Raw genomic sequence first — 19,506 nt, forward strand, 5'->3', positions numbered from 1 at the left:
AGGCTCAAGAGGGGGCAGACAGCCCCCTCTCTTTTTTGCCGCGTCACATCTCCCAGGGAAAACTGTCGAGCCGCTGCGGGCCGTCCGCAGTGACCAGCACCTGGGTTTCCAGCTTGACCGACTCGGAGCCTTTCTCGCCGATCAGGCTTTCGATGCAGATCACCATGTTCTCCTCGAACCGGCCGCCGTGGGCACCCTCAAAATCCGCATGCAGCGGCACCACCGGCCATTCATCGGCCATGCCCACGCCATGCGCCGCCAAAGAATAGCGGTAGGGCTGGTAGGGTTCCGGGATCTGCCAGCTTTTGGCGTTGAATTCGGAAAAGCTGAGGCCGGGCCGCAAGAGCGCCATGTTGTGTTCAATCTGCTCCCGCGCAGCCTGATACAGACGCTTTTGTGTGTCATTCATCGGGACAAAACCGCAGGTCCAGCTGCGCGAGAGGTCGGCGCAATAGCCGTAGGGGCCGATCATGTCGGTGTCAAAGGAGATCATCTCACCCGCGCGGCATTCGCGGGCGGAGCATTCCTTGTACCACGGGTTTGTGTTGGGTCCGCAAGTGAGCAGCTTGGTTTCCAGCCATTCGCCGCCGGAGCGGGCATTCTCGAAATGCAGATGCGCCCAGAGCTCCTGCTCGGTGACGCCGGGCACCGAGTGCTCATAGATCCGCGCCATGCCGGCCTCGCAGACGCGGATGGTCCAGCGCATCAGTTCGATTTCGTCCGCCGATTTGATGGCACGGGCGGTTTCCGTGATCTGGCCGCCGTCGATGATCTGCAGGCCGTGTTCTGACAGGGCGTGCACACCCCCCGGCTCCATCCGGTCAACGCCGAGGCGCAGGTTGCCGCCGCCGTATTGCTTGACCATATCCGCGATCTCCGCCGCCCAGGGCGCCAGCCGGTCCGCGGCCTTGTCGCCCGCGCACATGAACATCCAGCCGATGGCATTCCTGACCTCGTCAATGCCGGGCAGCCCATTGTTCAAATGCTCGCAGCTCTTGAATTCGAACATGATGCCGGGGCCGCCGTTCAGGATCAGCGCGTAGCGGATCGGGTTGTGGGCGGTCCAGATTGACATGTTTGAGCAGTCAAACGCATAGCGGATGTTGACCGGGTCATAGAGCAGGAGGCCCGCCACGTCCTGCCGCGCCATTTCGTCCCGCAGCCGTTGCAGGCGGTAGGTGCGGGCGCGGTCCAGAACATCCTGTCCCAACGGCGATTTCAGCGGCTTGTCTGAGCCTTCTGCATTCAGGAAGGTGCGTTTGCGCTCATCCTTGAAAACGGCCAGTTCGGTCATGAGGCGCGGCCGTAGAAGCCGATGTTTTCCTCGTCAGTGAACCGCACGCCCGGGTTTTCGTAGAAGGTGAAGACTGCGATCACCCGTGTTTTGCCGCCTTTGACAGTGCCGACCCGGTGGGGGGAGTTCTTGCCGCGGAGTATGTTCAGCGTGCCGGGATCAAGGGTGATTGTGCGCATGTTGGGGTCTTGGCCCGCCAGCAGCCGTTCGACGCCTTCGTAATTCGGGTCGTCATCCGTGCGCAGTTCGGGGCTGTAGATGAACTCGCCGCCTTCCTCGGGCGCTTGCAGCAGCATGGTGGTGGTGAATTCAGAGCGGTCGAAATGCCAGTTCAGCGCCTGGCTTGCGCCGTAGGACATGATGTTCAGCCGCGCCAGCGGGTCGTCCATGGTGTAAAGCGCAGGCTTGTCCATGGTGGCGGCAAGGAATTGCGCAAAGGGCGGCCAATCATACAGGCGCAGCACGGGCGAGTCCGGAAACTGGTCGGCGCACAGGGTGAAATTCGAGGTCTCAACCTTTTGCAGTGCCGGGTGGTCCGGGGCCAGGCCGTCGACCGCGTCCTTGAAGTAGATGTTGTGCCAGCGCTTGTGGTGAAAACTTTCGGTCTCGAACTTGCCCTGAAGCGCATCGGCGGCCCCCTGGGCCACCTCCGGTTTCATCAGGCCCTCGAGGCTGAACATGCCGTCGGCGGCCAGCTCAGCACGGCAGCGGTCCACCAGCGCCTGCCATTCCGGCGTGCCGGGGCGGTCGAGCGGGTAACGGTCGAGATCAAGAATATCGCGCATGGGGTGTTCCTTGGGGGCTTTCGTGTTTTCCCAAGCCTGCGCGCCGGGCGGGGATCTGACCACTATAAAATATCTTGGAGAGCATAAGAATTTCTTGCACTGTGCCATCATGAAGCTGCCGCCCTTGAACGCCCTGCGCGCCTTTGAATGCGCTGCCCGGACCGGGAGCTTCTCAGCTGCCGGGGCAGAGCTGGGCGTGAGTTCCGCGGCGGTGTCGATGCAGGTGAAAAATCTGGAGGAGTGGCTGGGGCTGAAGCTGTTCACCCGCCGTGCCAATCAGGTGCGGCTGACCGATGCCGGGCGGGATTATTATCAGAAGGCGGCGATGTCGCTGGCGGAGATTGCCAGTTTCACCGAGGCGCTGACCGAAGGCGGCACCCGGCGGCCGCTGGTGATTTCGGCCACGCCTGCGCTGGCGCAGCTGTGGCTGCCGGAGCGGCTGAAGGCATTTGCGGAGGTACGGCCGGATGTGCCTGTGCGGCTCAGGATCGAGGATGACCGGATTGATTTGGAGGCGGAGGGTATTGATGCGCGGCTGACCTATGGCGGTGAACATCCCGAGCACCGGACACAGCCCCTGTTCACGGACCGGTTGGTGCCGGTTGGCAAGGACCCGCATATGGATATCCGGACGGCGCCACTGGTGGAGGTCAGCTGGGGCGAGACCATTTCCTCGGTGCCGGGCTGGCGGCAGTATTTTGTTCAGCATGCAGTCGAACGGCAGGATTTGGCCACGGCAGTCATCGGGCAGTCGGTGCCCTCGGTGGTGGCGCTGGTGCAGGCGGGGCTGGGCATTGCGCTGCTGCCGGAGCAGGTTGTGGGCGGGGAAATCCGCGCGGGCAGGCTGCACCGGCTGCAGGGGCCGGTGCTGGAGATGCCGCGGCCCTATGTGCTGGTTACCGCGCATTACAAGTCGCGCTCGCGCCGCTTGCGGACCCTTGCGGAGGTGCTGGGGGTCCGTTAAGGCGCCGGTTCTGCCGCAAATGGCGGATCCGTTTTGAAAATTGCCGCGTAACAGTATATGAGAGTGGCCTGCCGCACCCTATATGGGGCCCGTATCACTGGGGGAAACGCCGATGAACATTCATAACCGCGACGCTGCCGGGGCGCCGGACCGCGAGGCCGCTGCTGCCGCGCTGGATGTGCTGCGGGCCTGGGCCGGCACCGTGACTGAGACCGAGATCGCCGAGCTGGACCCGGCGGTGGCACGGCTGCTGCCGGGCCGCGAGGTTGGCAACTACCCGGAACTGTCGCGTCAGTACCCTGAGGAGTTCAAATCCGACGAAGCCTACCGCGCGACGCTGCCTGACCTGCAGAACGGGCCGACCAGCCTGATCCGCGGCGCCAAGGAGCAGATCCAGCATGTGGGGATTTCGAACTTCCGCCTGCCGATCCGCTTCCACACCCGTGATGATGGCGATCTGACGCTGGAGACCAGCGTGACCGGCACCGTGTCCCTGGATGCGGGCAAGAAGGGCATCAACATGTCCCGGATCATGCGGACCTTCTACAAGCACGCGGAAAGCACCTTCAGTTTCGAGGTGATGGCAAGCGCGCTGGATGACTACCTGAGCGATCTGGACAGCCCGGATGCGCGCATCCAGATGCGGTTCTCCTTCCCTGCGCGGGTCAGCAGCCTGCGCTCGGGCCTGAGCGGCTATCAGTACTACGACTTTGCACTGGAACTGGTGGATCACGACGGGGTGCGTGAGAAGATCATGCATCTGGACTATGTCTACTCCTCGACCTGCCCGTGCTCGCTGGAACTGTCGGAGCACGCCCGCCAGGCGCGGGGGCAATTGGCGACGCCGCATTCGCAGCGCTCGGTGGCACGGATTTCGGTGCAGTCGGTGCCCGGCAGCGATTGCCTGTGGTTCGAGGAGCTGATCGAGCTGTGCCGCAAGGCGGTGCCGACCGAAACCCAGGTGATGGTCAAGCGCGAGGACGAACAGGCCTTTGCCGAGCTCAATGCCGCCAACCCGATCTTTGTCGAGGATGCGGCGCGGCTGTTCTGTGAGGCGCTGCAGGCGGATGACCGGATTGGAGATTTCCGGGTGGTGGCGAGCCACCAGGAAAGCCTGCACAGCCATGATGCGGTCAGCGTGCTGACGCAAGGCGACCTGTTCAAGGCGATGAGCCTGGACCCGAAACTGTTCGCAACCCTTATCCACCAGGGCTGAAACGGGCCGGCCTGCCTGATTTTCAGGCGGGTTTCCGCTAGGTCATCCGGTTGGCCTCCTGGTAATTTCTGCATTGCCGCATTTTTTACGCCGCAACGCAGCGCTTCATGCTAGCGTCAATGCGAATCCCCCCGGCCGTCCTGCCGGGGGCCAGGGGAGCTTGTGCGCAGGTGTCTGTATTTGACGGCCCGTTTTCCGCTGCATCAGGCCCGGGACGCCCCCGGCCGCCGCTCCCGTTTTTCTTTGCCCGGATGCAGCAGCGCCGTTCCGGAGCAAGTGCAGTGCTGGACTTTAGGAGTAACAAATGACGAGCTTTCAAAATATCCCGGGCCTGACGGTCAAGACGCATGAATGGGCGGGCTATGCGGCCGGGCTGCAACTGAAGCTGTGGCGCCAAGCGGCAGAGGCTGCGCTGAAGGCGCCGCTGGCGCAGATGCAGCTGGCGCAGACGATGCTGGAAGCCCAGCGGCGCCTGTTGCAGGCAGGCGTGCCGGCATTGGCAGGGGATGCCGGTGAGGCAGCCAAGGCGGCTCCGGAGAAGGAGGCCGCAGCGGCGGCGCCGAAAGCGGATGCTGCAGCGGCGGCGCCGGTCGAAATGCCGGCCGAAGCAAAGGCCAAAACCAAGAAGCCCGCGGCCCGGAAGCCTGCGGCGCGCAAATCCGCAGGCCGTAAGGCTGCGGTCCGCAAGGCGCCTGTGCGCAAAACCGCTGCACCCAAGGCGGCAGCTGCCAAGCCGGCAGTTCCTGCGGCAGCCAAGACCGAAGCCGCCCTGCAAGCCAGTGCTAAGGCGGTGCCAGTGAAACCGGAACCTGTTAAGGCAGAACCTGCCAAGCCGGAGCCGGTCAGGGAAGCTGCAAAGGCGGCTCCGCCGGCGGCGCCCTCTGCGAATAAGCCTGCAAATCAAAATGGTTCAAAGGCCGGGGAGAAGGCAAGGGAACAATCTGCAATGTTCCGCAGTTCCTCTGCCCGCCGCGGCGGGGCTCAGCCTGCGGCAAGCGGCGCTAAGGCCCCGGCAGCCGCAGACGCTGCGCCCAAGGCGCTTGCGGAAGAACCTGTTGCGGGGGGCAATGCTCAAGCGCCGCAAGCCGCGCCGTCCAAACGCCCGCGCAAGCCGTCCACCCCGCCGCAGATGCCGCAGCGCAACGCTGCGGGCACCGGCGGCAGCGGCGACTGACGCCGCCCACTTGACACTGACTGCGCAGGGGGCCAACGCTGCGCCGCATGTTGGATCTCCGCCCGGTTGGGTATGTCATCGGCCTGCTGGTCGTCATTCTGGGAGCCATGATGGTGTTCCCGCTGCTGGTCGATCTTTATGATGGCCGGGGCGAGTGGCCCGTGTTCCTGGAGAGCGCCGTGTTCACCGTCCTGGTGGGCGGGCTTTTGTCGCTCAGCTGTGCCAACGGGGTTAAGGAGGGGCTGAGCATCCGCCAGACCTTCCTGCTGACCACGCTGGTCTGGGTGGCGCTGCCGCTGTTCGGGGCCGTGCCCTTGATGCTGGGGGCAACCGAACTGCGGTTTGTCGATGCTTTTTTCGAGGCGATGTCGGGGCTGACCACTACCGGCTCAACCGTCATTTCCGGTCTGGATGATCTGCCGCGCGGGCTGCTGCTCTGGCGCGGCATCCTGCAATGGCTGGGCGGCATCGGCATCATTGTGGTTGCAATGGTGTTCCTGCCCGAGCTGCGGGTCGGCGGCATGCAGATCTTCAAATCCGAGAGCTTTGACACCTTCGGGAAGATCCTGCCGCGGGCGCAGGCGATCGCCAAGCAGATATCGCTGATCTATGTTTCGCTGACCGGGGCCTGCATGCTGGTCTACATGATGATGGGCATGGGGCCGTTTGATGCACTGGTGCATTCGATGACCACAATCGCGACCGGCGGATTTGCCAATTACGATGCCTCTTTCGGGGCCTTTGCCGGGCCGGTGGAATACGCAGCCTCTGTCTTCATGATTTTGGCGGCATTGCCGTTCGTGCGCTATGTGCAGCTGATCAATGGCCACGGGACCCCGCTGCTGCGCGACAGTCAGATCCGCGGTTTCATGATGACGCTGGGGCTCCTGGTCGCGGTGGCAGCAGGGGTTCTGTACTACGCGCGTCCGCATGGCGGCGAAGAAGCGCTGCGCTCCGCCCTGTTCAACATCACCTCGATCATGTCCGGGACCGGCTATGCCAGCGCGGATTACATGCAATGGGGCAGCTTCCTGGTGATGATCTTCTTCTTCACCGGCCTGATTGGCGGCTGCGCGGGATCCACGGCCTGTTCGGTAAAAATATTCCGCTATCAGCTTCTGTTTGCCTCGATCAAGGTGCAGATCCAGCGCATCCGATCGCCGCACGGGGTGTTCCAGACCCGATACGAGGGGCGGCCGGTGGATGCTGATGTGCTGAGTTCGGTGATTTCCTTCTTCATGTTCTTTGTGGTGACGCTGGGCATTATCGCCTGGATGCTGGCGCTGACCGGGCTGGATTTCGTGACAGCGGTGTCCGGCGCTGCGACGGCGGTGGCCAATATCGGGCCGGGGCTGGGCGATATCATCGGGCCTGCGGGCAATTTTTCGACCCTCAATGATCCGGCCAAGTGGATCCTGAGCGTGGCGATGCTGATCGGGCGGCTGGAACTGATGGCTGTATACGCGATCCTGACAGTTCGGTTCTGGCGCGCCTGACGGCGTGCTGGCGGAAATCCCGGGACGGGATGCTGCCGGGATACCAGAAATTGCGCAGCCAGAGCCTTGTGGCGCTTTGCCGCGCTGAAATCCGGAGGCAGGCCGCAGCTTCCTTGCCCGGATGGCCCGCGCGCCCTTGCCCTTGGGGGGCGGCTCGCATATGAGGCACGGGACCGAAACCCGCAAGCGCAGGGAGACCCGTTCCATATGCCCGTACTTGTGATGAAATTCGGCGGCACGTCTGTCGCCAACCTGGACCGCATCCGCCGCGCCGCCAAACGCGTCGGTGTTGAGGTGGCCAAGGGCTATGACGTGATCGTCATCGTGTCGGCGATGTCCGGCAAGACCAACGAGCTGGTGGGCTGGGTCGGTGAGACCTCGCCGCTGTATGACGCGCGGGAATATGACGCCGTGGTGTCCTCTGGTGAGAATGTGACCGCGGGCCTGATGGCGCTGACGCTGCAGGAGATGGATATCCCGGCGCGCAGCTGGCAGGGCTGGCAGGTGCCGCTGATGACCACCTCGGCGCACAGCCAGGCGCGGATCGAGGAAATCCCGCCGGAAAACATCAATGCCAAGTTTGCCGAGGGCATGAAGGTGGCGGTTGTTGCCGGTTTCCAGGGCATCAGCCCTGAGGGCCGCATTACCACCCTGGGCCGGGGCGGTTCCGACACCACCGCGGTGGCCTTTGCCGCCGCGTTTGAAGCTGAGCGCTGCGATATTTATACCGATGTGGACGGTGTTTATACCACCGACCCGCGGATCTGCGGCAAGGCGCGCAAGCTGGACAAGATTGCGTTCGAGGAAATGCTGGAGCTGGCCTCGCTGGGGGCCAAGGTGCTGCAAACACGCTCCGTTGAACTGGCAATGCGCTACAATGTGAAGCTGCGCGTGCTGTCGAGCTTTGAGGAACAGTCCGACGAGGCCGGAACCCTGGTCTGCGACGAGGAGGAAATCATGGAATCCAATGTTGTAAACGGCGTTGCCTACTCCCGCGATGAGGCCAAGCTGACCGTGCAGTCGGTGGCCGACCGCCCGGGGATCGCAGCGACGATCTTCACCACGCTGTCCGAGGCGGGTGTGAATGTCGATATGATCGTGCAGGACGTCTCGGAAGATGGCCGCACCGACATGACCTTCTCCTGCCCGACCGATCAGGTGGCGCGTGCCGAAAAGGCGCTGCTGGCAATCAAGGAGCAGGGCGAGCTGAATTATGCGGAACTGCTGGCTGATCAGGATGTCGCCAAGGTCTCGGTGGTCGGCATCGGCATGCGTTCGCAGTCGGGCGTGGCGGCCAAGATGTTCAAGGTGCTGTCGGATGAGGGCATCAACATCAAGGTGATCACCACCTCCGAGATCAAAATCTCGGTGCTGATCGACCGCAAGTACATGGAGCTGGCCGTGCAGGCGCTGCATGATGCGTTCGAACTGGAGAAAGCAAGCTAAGCGCTTCTTTTAAAAACAGTATCACGAGACACGCAAAGGCGCCGTTCAGGCGCCTTTGTCATGTCTGGCCGGTGGCAGGCGGTGTCTGGCCTTTGGGCCGGACAGAATGCTTTGATTGCAGGCAATGCTGCAAAAACACTTGGACTTTTTCCGCCGGGGTGGGACAAGTGGGTGGAGGAGAGAACGCTGGCGTACTACTCTGGGCGGTGTCCGTTTCCAGAGAGCAATCTGGGCGGCAGCGTGCGGGGAAGAAACCTCGGGAGAGGGTGAGAATGGCCGATACCACGGAATCCGAAAGCAGGAAGCTTCTGGTTCGTTTGCGCGAGGCGATGGCGGGCGATGATGCCGGCCAGGCGCGGCTCGACAAGATCACCCATCTGATTGCCGACAGCATGGGGACCGAGGTGTGCTCGGTCTATCTGTTCCGCGATGATGAGACGCTGGAGCTGTGCGCGACAGAGGGCCTGAACACCGAATCGGTGCACCAGACCCGGATGCGGATCGGGGAGGGCCTGGTGGGCCGCGTTGCCAGATACGGCAAGGTGGTGAACACGCCGGATGCGCCCAATGCCAAGGGTTTCCGCTATATGCCGGAAACCGGGGAAGAGCGGTTTTCCTCCTTTCTGGGCGTGCCGGTGCAGCGGCTGGGCGAGATGCTGGGCGTGCTGGTTGTGCAATCCAGAGAAGCGCGCGAGTTTTCGGCGGATGCGGTTTATGCGCTGGAAGTGGTGGCGATGGTGATCGCCGAGATGACCGAACTGGGTGCCTTTGTCGGCGAGGGTGCGGCGCTGTCGCCGCTGCACCAGCAGGCGGTTCTGGTTCACGGGGTTTCGGCGCAAGAAGGCGCTGCAGAGGGTCATGTGTGGCTGCATGAGCCGCGGGTGATCGTGACCAACCCGATTGCCGATGATCCGCACAAGGAGCTGGAGCGGCTGAACGAGGCCGTGGAGGAGCTGCGGGTCGGCGTCGACAAGATGCTGGAAGTGTCGCGTAACGGCGACAAGGAGCAGCTGCAGGTCCTTGAGGCCTATAGGATGTTTGCCAACTCCAAGGGCTGGATGCGGCGGATGGAAGAAGACATTGCCCGGGGCCTCAGCGCCGAGGCGGCAGTGGAAAAGGAGCAGTCCCAGGCCCGGGCCCGGATGAGCCAGGTGCAGGACGCTTACTTGCGCGAACGGCTGAGCGATCTGGACGACCTGTCGAACCGGCTGCTGCGCATTCTGACCGGGCAGGGCGCCAACACCGGGGCGGAGCTGCCGGAAAACCCGATCCTGATTGCCCGCAACATCGGCCCCGGCGACCTGCTGGAATACGGGCGTTCTTTGCGCGGGATCGTGCTGGAGGAGGGCTCAGTCGGCTCTCACGCGGCGATCGTGGCGCGGGCGCTGGCGATTCCGCTGGTGGTCAATGCAAAGCGGGTCACCACCGAGGCGCTGAACGGCGACCACATCATGGTGGATGGCGATCAGGGGGTCGTGCATCTGCGCCCGGACGAGACCGTGGTCGGCGCTTTCCGCGACAAGATCGCGATGCAGGCCAAGGCGCAGGAGCGTTATGCCTCGATCCGCGACAAGCCCGCTGTCACCACGGACGGGCAGCGTATCAACATGGTGATGAACGCAGGCCTGATGGCGGATCTGCCGTCGCTGGATGGTTCCGGCGCTGAGGGAGTGGGGCTGTTCCGCACCGAGCTGCAGTTCCTGGTGCGCAACCAGATGCCCAAACGGTCGGAGCTGGTGGCGCTTTACAAGCGGGTGCTGGATGCCGCCCACGGCAAGCCGGTGGTGTTCCGCACGCTGGATATCGGCTCCGACAAGGTGCTGCCCTACATGAAGCCCACGGATGAGCCGAATCCGGCGCTGGGCTGGCGGGCAATCCGGGTGGGCCTGGACAAGCCGGGCGTGATGCGGATGCAGCTGCAGGCGCTGCTGCGCTCTGCCGAGGGGCGGCCGCTGTCGATCATGTTCCCTTTTGTCGCGCAGTTCGAGGAATACCGTTCTGCCCGGGCAGAAGTGGAAAAGACCATCGAGCGCGAGCGCATCCTGGGCCATGTGCTGCCCGCTGACCTGAAGATCGGCGCGATGCTGGAGACGCCGTCGCTGGCCTATGCGCCGCAGAAATTCTTTGACGAAGTGGCCTTCATCTCTATCGGCGGCAATGACCTCAAGCAGTTCTTCTTTGCGGCTGACCGCGAGAACGAGCGGGTGCGGCGGCGCTATGACACGCTGAACGTCAGCTTCCTGAGCTTCATTGAGCGCATTGTGGAACGTTGTGCGATCTCCGGCACGCCCTTGAGCTTCTGCGGCGAGGATGCGGGCCGCCCGGTCGAGGCGGTTTGCCTGGCGGCGATGGGCATCCGCACGCTGTCGATGCGCCCGGCCTCCATCGGTCCGGTTAAGTCGCTGCTCTTGCGGGTGGATCTGGGCGAGCTGCGCAAGATCATCTCCGACGCTCGCCACCGCGGCGACCAGGCGGTACGCCCAGCCGTAATGGAATACCTGCGGGGGCTATAACCCGCGGGTGGGTCTGGGAGGCGGCACCTGCGCCTGAGGGGGTGCAGAGGCTTTGCTGCGATCAATTGCTTCAAGCTTAAAACTTTATGCTTGAAGTTTTTTCGGACCTGCTTATCCTGATTCCAGAGACGTGCGCTGAGCGGGAAGGGATGATCATGAAAGTCGTCTGTCTGGGAGGAGGGCCTGCGGGCCTTTACTTTGCCATCTCGATGAAGCTGCGCCAGCCGGAGGCCGAGGTCACGGTGGTCGAGCGCAACAAGCCTGATGATACCTTTGGCTGGGGCGTGGTGCTGTCGGATGACGCGCTGGAGAACCTGGGCGCCAATGACCCGAAAAGCGCAGAAGCGATCCGGGAGAGTTTTGCCTATTGGGATGAGATTGCGGTGGTGCATGACGGCACCCGCACGGTGTCGGGCGGGCACGGGTTCGCCGGGATCGGGCGCAAGCAGATGCTGCTGTTGCTGCAGGACCGGGCCCGGGAGCTGGGCGTGGACCTGCAGTTCGAAACCGCCGCGAAGCCTGCGTCGGAGTATCAGAAAGACTATGACCTAGTGGTCGGCTGCGACGGGCTGAATTCCAGTGTTCGCAATGAGTTCGCAGAACATTTCAAACCGGAAATCGATGTGCGGCCCTGCAAGTTCATCTGGCTGGGCACGCATCAGAAATTCGATGATGCTTTCACCTTCATCTTCGAGAAGACCAAGCACGGCTGGATGTGGATCCACGCCTATCAGTTCGACGCGGACACCGCGACGGTGATCGTCGAATGCTCTGCCGAGACCTGGGAGGGCTGGGGTTTTGAAGGGATGAGCAAGGAAGAGATCATCCGCACTTGCGAGGAGATCTTTGCCGATCATCTGGATGGCCACGCGCTGATGTCGAACGCGGCGCATCTGCGCGGGGCGGCGGTGTGGATCAACTTCCCGCGGGTGCTGTGCGGGAAGTGGCATCACGAGAACGTTGTGCTGCTGGGCGATGCCTCTGCCACGGCGCATTTCTCAATCGGGTCGGGGTCGCGGCTGGCGTTTGACAGTGCCATTGCGCTGGCGGAGCTGGTTAGCACTGAGCCGACGCTGGAGCGTGCCTTTGAGCGCTATCAGGAGGAGCGGCGGCTGGACGTTCTGCGGCTGCAATCGGCGGCGCGCAACTCGCTGGAGTGGTTCGAGGAGGTCGAGCGCTACCTGGATATGGATCCGGTGCAGTTCAATTACTCGCTGCTGACCCGCTCGCAGCGGATTTCCCATGAGAACCTGCGCCTGCGCGATGCGGAGTGGCTGCAAAGCGCCGAGAAGTGGTTTCAGGACAAGGCGGGTGCGCCTGCCGATGCGCCGGTGCGGCCGCCAATGTTTGCACCGTACAAATTGCGCGGGATGGAGCTGAAGAACCGCATCGTGGTCTCCCCCATGGCGCAATACAAGGCGGTGGAGGGCTGTCCGACCGACTGGCACCTGATCCATTACGGCGAGCGCGCCAAGGGCGGGGCTGGACTGGTCTATACCGAGATGACCTGTGTGTCGGCGGAGGGCCGGATCTCGCCGGGCTGCCCGGGGCTTTATGCGCCGGAGCATGAAGCGGCGTGGAAGCGGCTGACGGATTTCGCCCACGGTGAGACCAGCGCGAAGATCTGTTGCCAGATCGGTCACTCAGGCCGCAAGGGTTCTACCCAGCTGGGTTGGGAGGAAATGGACGCGCCGCTGCCCGAGGGGAACTGGGAGACGGTTTCGGCCTCCGCGATCCCTTGGTCGGCAAACAACCCGGCGCCGCGGGAGATCACCCGGGGTGAAATGGATCAAATTCGCGACGAATTTGCTGCATCGGCGCAGATGGCGGAGCGCGCGGGGTTTGACATGATCGAACTTCATGCCGCGCATGGCTATCTGATTTCGTCCTTCATCTCGCCAAAATCGAACATTCGGGACGATGAGTATGGCGGCTCCTTGCAAAACCGCCTGCGCTATCCGCTGGAGGTGTTCCGGGCCATGCGTGCAGTCTGGCCGGAGGGGAAACCGATGTCTGTACGGATCTCCGCAAACGATTGGGTGGGCGATGAGGGTGTGACGCCCGAGGAAGCGGTGGAAATCGCCAAAGCCTTCACCGCGGCGGGTGCGGATATAATCGATGTCTCCGCCGGGCAGACATCCACGGACGCCCAGCCGGTCTACGGGCGCATGTTCCAGACGCCGTTCTCCGACCGCATCCGCAACGAGACCGGAATTGCCACCATGGCGGTGGGCAATATCTATGAGGCCGATCATGCGAATTCGATCCTGATGGCAGGGCGGGCCGATCTGGTTTGTGTGGGCCGGCCGCATCTGGCTGATCCCTATTGGACGTTGCACGAGGCCGCACGGATCGGCGACCGCCACGGCGATTGGCCGCTGCCCTATCACGCGGGCCGCGATCAGGCCTGGCGTCTGGCGGACCGCGAGGCGGAGGTGATCCGGGCATGACACGCAGGGTACTGGTCACTGGCGGCGGCACGGGGATCGGCAAGGCGATTGCCCATGCTTTTGCAGCAGACGGCTGCCATGTCACCATCACTGGGCGCCGCCGGGAACCGCTGGAGGCGGCGGCTGAGGGGCTGGGGCTGGAGATCCGCGTGGCCGATGTGACGGATGAGGCGCAGGTGGAGGCGTTGTTCGCCACGCCCTACGATGTGGTTGTTGCCAATGCCGGAACCGGCGTTGCGGCGCGGATCGAGGATGTTGAACTGGAGGATTGGCAGCGGACCCTGACGGTCAACATGACCGGCACTTTCCTGACCTTCCGGGCGGCCTTGCGAGCGGGTATGGGGCCGGGCGGGCGGCTGATTGCCATCGCCTCCACCGCGTCCCTGCAGGGCGGGGCGCAGATCCCGGCCTATGCGGCCTCCAAACACGGGGTACTGGGGCTGGTGCGCTCGGTCGCGCAAAGCGTGGCCAAGCGCGGGATCACCTGCAATGCGGTCTGTCCCGGGTTTGTCGATACCGAAATGGCGGAGAGCGCGATCACCGGGCTGATGGCCCGGCATGACATACCGCGCGAAAAGGCGCTTAAGATGGTGGTTGGCGGCAATCCGATGCAGCGGCTGATCGCGCCTGAGGAAGTGGCGGCCACGGCGGTGTTTCTGGCGTCCGAAGGCGCGGCCTCGGTCAATGGGCACGCGATGAGCGTGTCGGGAGGGGAAATTTGAGCACGACATCAAAAGACCGGCTGCGGCTGTGGCTGAAGGTGCTGAAGGCCACCAAGGCGGTAGAGAGCGACGTGCGCGAGAACCTGCGGCGGGAGTTTGCAACCACGCTGCCCAGGTTCGATGTGATGGCGGCTCTGATGCAGCACGAAAAAGGCCTCAAGATGAGTGAGTTGTCGGGGGTTCTGAAAGTCTCCAACGGCAATGTGACCGGCATTGTCGAGCGGCTGGTCGAGGACGGCCATGTGCAGCGCGAGAAGGTCGAGGGCGACCGCCGCGCCAATCTGGTGCGGCTGACAGAGGCTGGGCGGATTGAGTTCTCCCGCCAGGCGGAGGCGCATGAAGGTTGGATCAACGCAGCCTTTGACGGGCTGACCGCAGATGAGGCCCAAGGAATTGCCGAGAGCCTGGACGCGGTGGCGCGGCGGCTGGATGAGGGGAGCAAGCCATGAAGGTGAACCGGGAGCCAAAGCATTTCCTGTGCCGGATCGAGGATGGCATTGCCAGGATTTCCTTGGACCGGCCGGAGCGGAAGAACCCGTTGACGTTCGACAGCTATGCGGAGCTGCGCGACTGGTTCCGCGACCTGCACTATGACGACAGCATCAGGGCGGTGGTCTTTGCCTCCAACGGCGGCAACTTCTGCTCCGGCGGCGATGTGCATGACATCATCGGGCCGCTGGTTGGCATGAGCATGAAGGAGCTTCTGGCCTTCACCCGGATGACCGGCGATCTGGTCAAGGCGATGGTGAATTGCGGCAAGCCGGTGATTGCGGCGATTGACGGCATCTGTGTCGGCGCAGGCGCGATCATTGCCATGGCCTCCGACATCCGCATCGCCACGCCGGAGGCCAAGACCGCGTTCCTGTTCACCCGGGTCGGGCTGGCGGGCTGCGACATGGGCGCCTGCGCAATCCTGCCGCGGATCATCGGCCAGGGCCGGGCGGCGGAGCTCTTGTACACGGGCCGGTCAATGACCGCCGAAGAGGGCCACGCCTGGGGCTTTCACAACAAGCTGGTGGCCGCGGACGAGCTGGAAGCGGAGGCACAGAGCTGGGCCGCGCGGATCGCTTCGGGTCCGAACTTCGGCCATATGATGACCAAGACCATGCTGGCGCAGGAATGGTCGATGTCGATTGAGCAGGCGATTGAGGCCGAGGCGCAGGCGCAGGCGATCTGCATGCAGACGGCGGATTTCGAGCGCGCCTACCGTGCCTTTGTGAACAAGGAAAAGCCGCTGTTTGAGGGCGACTGAAGTGTGACTCCGCTGGAGCCCGCGCCGGAGGAGGGCGCGGGAGCCTCCCCTCTCGGCGGCAAAGACGCCTGCCGGGCAGCGGGACGGGAGTATTTGGGAAAGATGAAACTGGGAGGGCCGCATCATGGCGGACAGGACGTTTCTGAACTGGCCGTTTTTCGAGGACCGGCACCGGGAGCTGGCCGAAGAACTGGAGGCCTGGGCTGCGGCGCAGCTGGCGGGCATTGATCATTCCGACATCGATGCCGCCTGCCGGGCGCTGGTCTCAGCCTTGGGCGAGGGCGGCTGGACGCTGCATTCCGGCGCGATGGCGGGTGAACAGCTGGATGTGCGCAGCCTGTGCCTGATCCGCGAGACGCTGGCGCGCCATGACGGGCTGGCGGATTTTGCCTTTGCCATGCAGGGGCTGGGCACCGGGGCGATCTCGCTGTTTGGCACTGAGGCACAGCAACAGGAGTGGCTGCCGCTGACACGCGCGGGCAAGGCGATTTCTGCCTTTGCGCTGACCGAGCCGCAGTCAGGGTCGGATGTGGCGAACTCCACTATGACCGCCACGCTGGACGGCGACGCTTACGTGCTGAACGGCGAGAAGACCTGGATCTCCAACGGCGGGATTGCAGATGTCTATACACTGTTTGCTCGCACCGGTGAGGCACCGGGGGCGAAAGGGCTGAGCGCCTTTGTGGTGCCCGCGGGCCTGCCGGGGTTCGAGGTTGCTGAGCGGCTGGAAACTATTGCGCCGCATCCGCTGGCGACGCTGCGGTTCACAGATTGCCGGATCCCGAAATCGGCGCTGCTGGGGCAGCCGGGCGCGGGCTTCAAGATTGCGATGTCGGTGCTGGATGTGTTCCGCTCCACCGTGGCGGCTGCCGCCCTGGGCTTTGCCCGCCGGGCGCTGGACGAGTCGCTGCAGCGTGTGACAGAGCGGCAGGTGCAGGGCGCGCCGCTGTTCGATCTGCAGATGGTGCAGGGGCATATCGCCGACATGGCGCTGGATGTGGATGCATCAGCACTGCTGGTCTACCGCGCCGCCTGGGCCAAGGATTCCGGAGCGCCGCGCGTGACACGCGAGGCGGCGATGGCCAAGCTGTTTTCCACGGATCAGGCACAAGCCGTCATCGACAAGGCTGTGCAGCTGCATGGCGGTGACGGTGTGCGGCGCGGCCAGAAGGTAGAGGAGCTTTACCGCGATATCCGGGCCTTGCGCATCTACGAGGGTGCCTCGGACGTGCAGCGGGTGGTGATTGCGCGGCAGGCTCTTGGCGCCTTTCAGGGAGGGAAATAAGATGCTGGGACCAAGCGCGCATGCAGATACATTCGCCCGGGATAACCTGCCGCCCGCCGATCAATGGCCGGAGTTCCTGCTGGATGGGTTTCAGTACCCGGAACACCTGAACGCTGCGGTCGAACTGACCGATGCGATGGTGGAGAAGGGGTTCGGCGACCATACGGCACTGATCGGAAACGGCCGCTACCGCACCTATAAGGAGCTGGCCGACTGGACCAACCGGCTGGCGCATGTGCTGACAGAGGACTTGGGCGTGAAGCCCGGCAACAGGGTGCTGATCCGGTCTGCCAACAACCCGGCGATGGTGGCCTGCTGGCTGGCTGCGACCAAAGCGGGCGCGGTGGTGGTCAACACGATGCCGCTGTTGCGCAAGGGCGAGCTGGCCAAGATCGTCGACAAGGCGGAGATCTCCCACGCGCTGTGCGACACAAGGCTGAAGGATGAACTGGTCGCCTGCGCCAAGGAATCGAAATTCCTGAAAACGGTTGTGGGTTTCGACGGCACCTCCAACCACGACGCGGAACTGGACCGGCTGGCGCTGGAGAAACCTGTTGCCTACGAGGCGGTAAAGACGGGGCGGGACGATGTGGCCTTGCTTGGGTTCACCTCTGGCACAACCGGGTCGCCCAAGGCGACGATGCACTTCCATCGCGATTTGCTGATCATTGCCGATGGCTATGCGCGCGAAGTGCTGGATGTGCAGCCGGAGGATGTGTTTGTTGGCTCACCGCCGCTGGCCTTTACTTTCGGCCTGGGCGGGCTGGCGATCTTCCCGTTGCGCTTTGGCGCAGCGGCGACGCTCTTGGAAAATGCCACACCGCCGAACCTCATCGAGATCATCGAGAAGTACAAGGCCACGGTCTGCTTCACCGCGCCCACGGCTTACCGGGTGATGCTGCGGGCGATGGAGGAGGGGGCGGATCTGTCCTCGCTGCGTGCCGCGGTTTCAGCGGGGGAAACCCTGCCAGCGCCGGTCTATCAGGAATGGATGGATAAGACAGGCAAGCCGATGCTGGACGGGATCGGCGCGACGGAGCTCTTGCATATCTTCATCACCAACCGGTTCAGCGACCACCGGCCGGCCTGCACTGGCAAGCCGGTCACTGGCTACCAGGTGAAGGTGCTTGACGGTGATGGCAACGAAGCGCCCCGCGGCGAGGCGGGGCGGCTGGCAGTCAAGGGGCCGACCGGCTGCCGCTATCTGGCGGATGAGCGGCAAGGGGAATACGTGCAGGACGGCTGGAACATCACCGGCGACAGTTTCATCCGGGACGCGGACGGCTACCTGCATTTTGCTGCCCGCAACGACGACATGATTGTCTCCTCCGGCTACAACATTGCGGGTCCGGAGGTGGAGGCTGCGCTGCTGGCGCATGAGGCGGTGGCGGAATGCGCGGTCATCGGGGTGCCGGATGAGGCACGCGGCGAGATTGTGCAGGCGCATGTGGTGCTGGCCGGAGGGAATGCGCCCTCTGAAGCGCTGGTCAAGCTGCTGCAGGACCATGTGAAGGCGGCCATCGCGCCCTATAAATACCCGCGGTCAGTGGTGTTCACCGAGGCGTTGCCGAAGACCGAGACAGGTAAGATTCAGCGGTTCAAACTGAAAGGCTAGCTGTTCCGGCTGACCGGGCGGGATAAGGCTGGCGGCTGCATGGCCGTCAGAGAATGGAGAAATACTTTCGGGCCTGAACCGTGCGCGGCAGTGCCAAATCTGACCTTTTGACAAGATACGGGTTAACTGCCGGGTGAGGGTGGAGGCGAGTACCGGAATCGAACCGGTGTACACGGATTTGCAATCCGCTGCGTCACCACTCCGCCAACTCGCCATCCGTGGTGTAAGGCGTGATTAATCACATGCCAGGGGCTGGTGCAAGAGGCCAAATGCCATTGCTTGAGCCAAAAATTGATTTCTTTCCGGAAGGCTGGAATTTCACTGAGACGCGCTAGGGTCAAGGCTTGCGTGGCGGATGGCTGCGGCAATCAGGGCCGGGGCTCCGGGCAGGGCGCCGGCCACAGGCAGTACTGTGCCGCCGAAACCTGCGGTGTCCAGGGCTTCGGGGAGATCTTCCTTCACGTGATCGCCTGCCTGGGCAAAAAACGGAAGGCAGATGGACTGAGCAGGCAGGGGGGCAGCAGCAGAGGCGAGCCGCGGGTCCTGCTCAACATAACCGAGCGACAGGGTGCAGCCCGGCAGCAGTGGGGTGAGCCGGGCGGCGAAATCCTCTGCGGCTTCTGCCGCGCGGGGTCCGCGGGCAGAGCCGTGGGCGGCCAGCAGCAGATTCAGGCTTTCCAGCGGCCAGCCTCGTTGCGATGCCGCCTGTTGCACTGCATTTGCCGCGAGATCCGGCAGGCCCCTATCCAGCCCGAAGGGCGTGGCCATGCGGATGGCCCGGCCCTGCAAACGGCCCGGCAGCACCTTGCTGGTGAAATAGCCGCGCGACATGAAAAACGGATAGACTACGGCGCCGTCCTCCACCACCGCCTCCAGCCGGCCGGTATCTGCAAGGGTGGCGGACCTGACATCCCAGCCCGGAAGATGTGCGGCAACGGCCCTGGCAGTGGCTGCCAGATCCGCCTCTGCCGGAGCGGGTGCCGAGGGTTGGCCATGGGCGGTGATAACGGCGGTTTGCGGATCTTGGGTCACTGTGGTTTTCCGGTGTTAGGGTCGGGCGGCATGGCGAATGGAATGTTCTGTTATTTGGAGAGCTTGGCGGGGCTTTCGCAAGGGGCGCGGTGAAATTTCCGCCACCGCAAAGGTAAACGAAAACAAGGTGGTTGACGTTCCCCGGCGCTTCACCTAAATCAGCAAATGTCCTGAGCGGGTATGGTGAAATGGTATCATAAGAGCCTTCCAAGCTTAAGGTGCGGGTTCGATTCCCGCTACCCGCTCCAGACCTTCCCGGAAC

The 19,506-nt window shown here is 63.5% G+C and carries 15 protein-coding genes and 2 tRNA genes; 13 read left to right on the top strand and 4 right to left on the bottom strand.

Annotated features, from left to right (window positions below; genetic code table 11):
- Positions 1-43: 43 nt before the first annotated feature.
- Both N6L27_RS17190 and N6L27_RS17195 read right to left on the bottom strand, forming a co-directional pair.
- The gene (locus N6L27_RS17190) at positions 44-1,294 is read right to left on the bottom strand and encodes a M24 family metallopeptidase (RefSeq protein WP_271908568.1); all 1,251 of its coding nucleotides are present in this window, start codon (positions 1,292-1,294) and stop codon (positions 44-46) included.
- Entirely contained in the window at positions 1,291-2,079 is a 789-nt protein-coding gene (locus N6L27_RS17195; protein WP_271908569.1) for a HalD/BesD family halogenase, read from the bottom strand. Before N6L27_RS17195 ends, N6L27_RS17190 begins: the two co-directional genes overlap by 4 nt.
- Positions 2,080-2,188: 109 nt before the next feature.
- Between N6L27_RS17195 and N6L27_RS17200 the strand changes: the two genes are divergently transcribed.
- The 12 genes from N6L27_RS17200 to N6L27_RS17255 all read left to right on the top strand — a co-directional run bounded on the left by N6L27_RS17200 (position 2,189) and on the right by N6L27_RS17255 (position 18,212).
- Positions 2,189-3,043 (top strand): LysR substrate-binding domain-containing protein, encoded by an 855-nt coding sequence (locus tag N6L27_RS17200; protein WP_271908570.1) that lies wholly within the window; start codon positions 2,189-2,191, stop codon positions 3,041-3,043.
- Positions 3,044-3,155: 112 nt separating this feature from the next.
- The gene (gene folE2 / locus N6L27_RS17205) at positions 3,156-4,259 is read left to right on the top strand and encodes a GTP cyclohydrolase FolE2 (protein ID WP_271908571.1); all 1,104 of its coding nucleotides are present in this window, start codon (positions 3,156-3,158) and stop codon (positions 4,257-4,259) included.
- A 304-nt stretch (positions 4,260-4,563) separates the two neighbouring features.
- Positions 4,564-5,433, top strand: a complete 870-nt coding sequence (locus tag N6L27_RS17210; RefSeq protein ID WP_271908572.1) for a hypothetical protein — start codon at positions 4,564-4,566, stop codon at positions 5,431-5,433.
- A 47-nt stretch (positions 5,434-5,480) separates the two neighbouring features.
- On the top strand, positions 5,481-6,929 hold the full coding sequence (locus N6L27_RS17215; RefSeq protein ID WP_271908573.1) for a TrkH family potassium uptake protein: 1,449 nt from the start codon (positions 5,481-5,483) through the stop codon (positions 6,927-6,929).
- A 207-nt stretch (positions 6,930-7,136) separates the two neighbouring features.
- Positions 7,137-8,375, top strand: coding sequence for an aspartate kinase (locus tag N6L27_RS17220; RefSeq protein ID WP_271908574.1), 1,239 nt, complete (start codon positions 7,137-7,139; stop codon positions 8,373-8,375).
- A 272-nt stretch (positions 8,376-8,647) separates the two neighbouring features.
- Positions 8,648-10,888 carry a phosphoenolpyruvate--protein phosphotransferase gene (ptsP, locus tag N6L27_RS17225; RefSeq protein WP_271908575.1) on the top strand — a complete coding sequence of 747 codons (2,241 nt, stop codon included), beginning with the start codon at positions 8,648-8,650 and terminating at the stop codon, positions 10,886-10,888.
- Between the two features lie 155 nt (positions 10,889-11,043).
- A complete protein-coding gene (locus N6L27_RS17230; protein WP_271908576.1) occupies positions 11,044-13,338 on the top strand; it encodes a bifunctional salicylyl-CoA 5-hydroxylase/oxidoreductase in 2,295 nt (764 codons plus the stop codon).
- A complete protein-coding gene (locus N6L27_RS17235) occupies positions 13,335-14,060 on the top strand; it encodes an SDR family NAD(P)-dependent oxidoreductase (protein ID WP_271908577.1) in 726 nt (241 codons plus the stop codon). The genes N6L27_RS17230 and N6L27_RS17235 overlap by 4 nt, the downstream gene beginning before the upstream one ends.
- The gene (locus tag N6L27_RS17240; RefSeq protein ID WP_271908578.1) at positions 14,057-14,509 is read left to right on the top strand and encodes a MarR family winged helix-turn-helix transcriptional regulator; all 453 of its coding nucleotides are present in this window, start codon (positions 14,057-14,059) and stop codon (positions 14,507-14,509) included. Before N6L27_RS17235 ends, N6L27_RS17240 begins: the two co-directional genes overlap by 4 nt.
- Positions 14,506-15,312: an enoyl-CoA hydratase family protein gene (locus tag N6L27_RS17245; protein WP_271908579.1), complete on the top strand. Its 807-nt coding sequence runs from the start codon at positions 14,506-14,508 to the stop codon at positions 15,310-15,312. Before N6L27_RS17240 ends, N6L27_RS17245 begins: the two co-directional genes overlap by 4 nt.
- 124 nt (positions 15,313-15,436) lie before the next feature.
- The gene (locus tag N6L27_RS17250) at positions 15,437-16,597 is read left to right on the top strand and encodes an acyl-CoA dehydrogenase family protein (protein WP_271908580.1); all 1,161 of its coding nucleotides are present in this window, start codon (positions 15,437-15,439) and stop codon (positions 16,595-16,597) included.
- Position 16,598: 1 nt separating this feature from the next.
- Positions 16,599-18,212, top strand: coding sequence for an AMP-binding protein (locus tag N6L27_RS17255; protein ID WP_271908581.1), 1,614 nt, complete (start codon positions 16,599-16,601; stop codon positions 18,210-18,212).
- A 140-nt stretch (positions 18,213-18,352) separates the two neighbouring features.
- Here the strand turns inward: N6L27_RS17255 and N6L27_RS17260 are convergent.
- Together N6L27_RS17260 and N6L27_RS17265 are read right to left on the bottom strand one after the other, a co-directional pair.
- A tRNA-Cys gene (locus N6L27_RS17260) sits at positions 18,353-18,426 on the bottom strand.
- Positions 18,427-18,530: 104 nt separating this feature from the next.
- The gene (locus N6L27_RS17265; protein ID WP_271908582.1) at positions 18,531-19,244 is read right to left on the bottom strand and encodes a CbiX/SirB N-terminal domain-containing protein; all 714 of its coding nucleotides are present in this window, start codon (positions 19,242-19,244) and stop codon (positions 18,531-18,533) included.
- 174 nt (positions 19,245-19,418) lie between these two features.
- On the opposite strand from N6L27_RS17265, the gene N6L27_RS17270 reads away from it, so the two are divergent.
- Positions 19,419-19,492, top strand: a tRNA-Gly gene (locus tag N6L27_RS17270).
- Positions 19,493-19,506 lie beyond the last annotated feature (14 nt).

Source organism: Leisingera sp. SS27 (assembly GCF_028368855.1).
In the GTDB taxonomy this organism is placed as follows: Bacteria; Pseudomonadota; Alphaproteobacteria; order Rhodobacterales; family Rhodobacteraceae; genus Leisingera.

What these genes read in the sequence shown, in the direction of transcription:
- N6L27_RS17210 (WP_271908572.1), top strand. Translation starts at nt 4,564, where the DNA reads ATGACGAGCTTTCAAAATATCCCGGGCCTGACGGTCAAGACGCATGAA.
- N6L27_RS17220 (WP_271908574.1), top strand. Translation starts at nt 7,137, where the DNA reads ATGCCCGTACTTGTGATGAAATTCGGCGGCACGTCTGTCGCCAACCTG.
- folE2 (WP_271908571.1), top strand. Translation starts at nt 3,156, where the DNA reads ATGAACATTCATAACCGCGACGCTGCCGGGGCGCCGGACCGCGAGGCC.
- N6L27_RS17245 (WP_271908579.1), top strand. Translation starts at nt 14,506, where the DNA reads ATGAAGGTGAACCGGGAGCCAAAGCATTTCCTGTGCCGGATCGAGGAT.
- N6L27_RS17235 (WP_271908577.1), top strand. Translation starts at nt 13,335, where the DNA reads ATGACACGCAGGGTACTGGTCACTGGCGGCGGCACGGGGATCGGCAAG.
- N6L27_RS17255 (WP_271908581.1), top strand. Translation starts at nt 16,599, where the DNA reads ATGCTGGGACCAAGCGCGCATGCAGATACATTCGCCCGGGATAACCTG.
- N6L27_RS17230 (WP_271908576.1), top strand. Translation starts at nt 11,044, where the DNA reads ATGAAAGTCGTCTGTCTGGGAGGAGGGCCTGCGGGCCTTTACTTTGCC.
- N6L27_RS17195 (WP_271908569.1), bottom strand. Translation starts at nt 2,079, where the DNA reads ATGCGCGATATTCTTGATCTCGACCGTTACCCGCTCGACCGCCCCGGC.
- ptsP (WP_271908575.1), top strand. Translation starts at nt 8,648, where the DNA reads ATGGCCGATACCACGGAATCCGAAAGCAGGAAGCTTCTGGTTCGTTTG.
- N6L27_RS17200 (WP_271908570.1), top strand. Translation starts at nt 2,189, where the DNA reads ATGAAGCTGCCGCCCTTGAACGCCCTGCGCGCCTTTGAATGCGCTGCC.
- N6L27_RS17215 (WP_271908573.1), top strand. Translation starts at nt 5,481, where the DNA reads ATGTTGGATCTCCGCCCGGTTGGGTATGTCATCGGCCTGCTGGTCGTC.
- N6L27_RS17250 (WP_271908580.1), top strand. Translation starts at nt 15,437, where the DNA reads ATGGCGGACAGGACGTTTCTGAACTGGCCGTTTTTCGAGGACCGGCAC.
- N6L27_RS17190 (WP_271908568.1), bottom strand. Translation starts at nt 1,294, where the DNA reads ATGACCGAACTGGCCGTTTTCAAGGATGAGCGCAAACGCACCTTCCTG.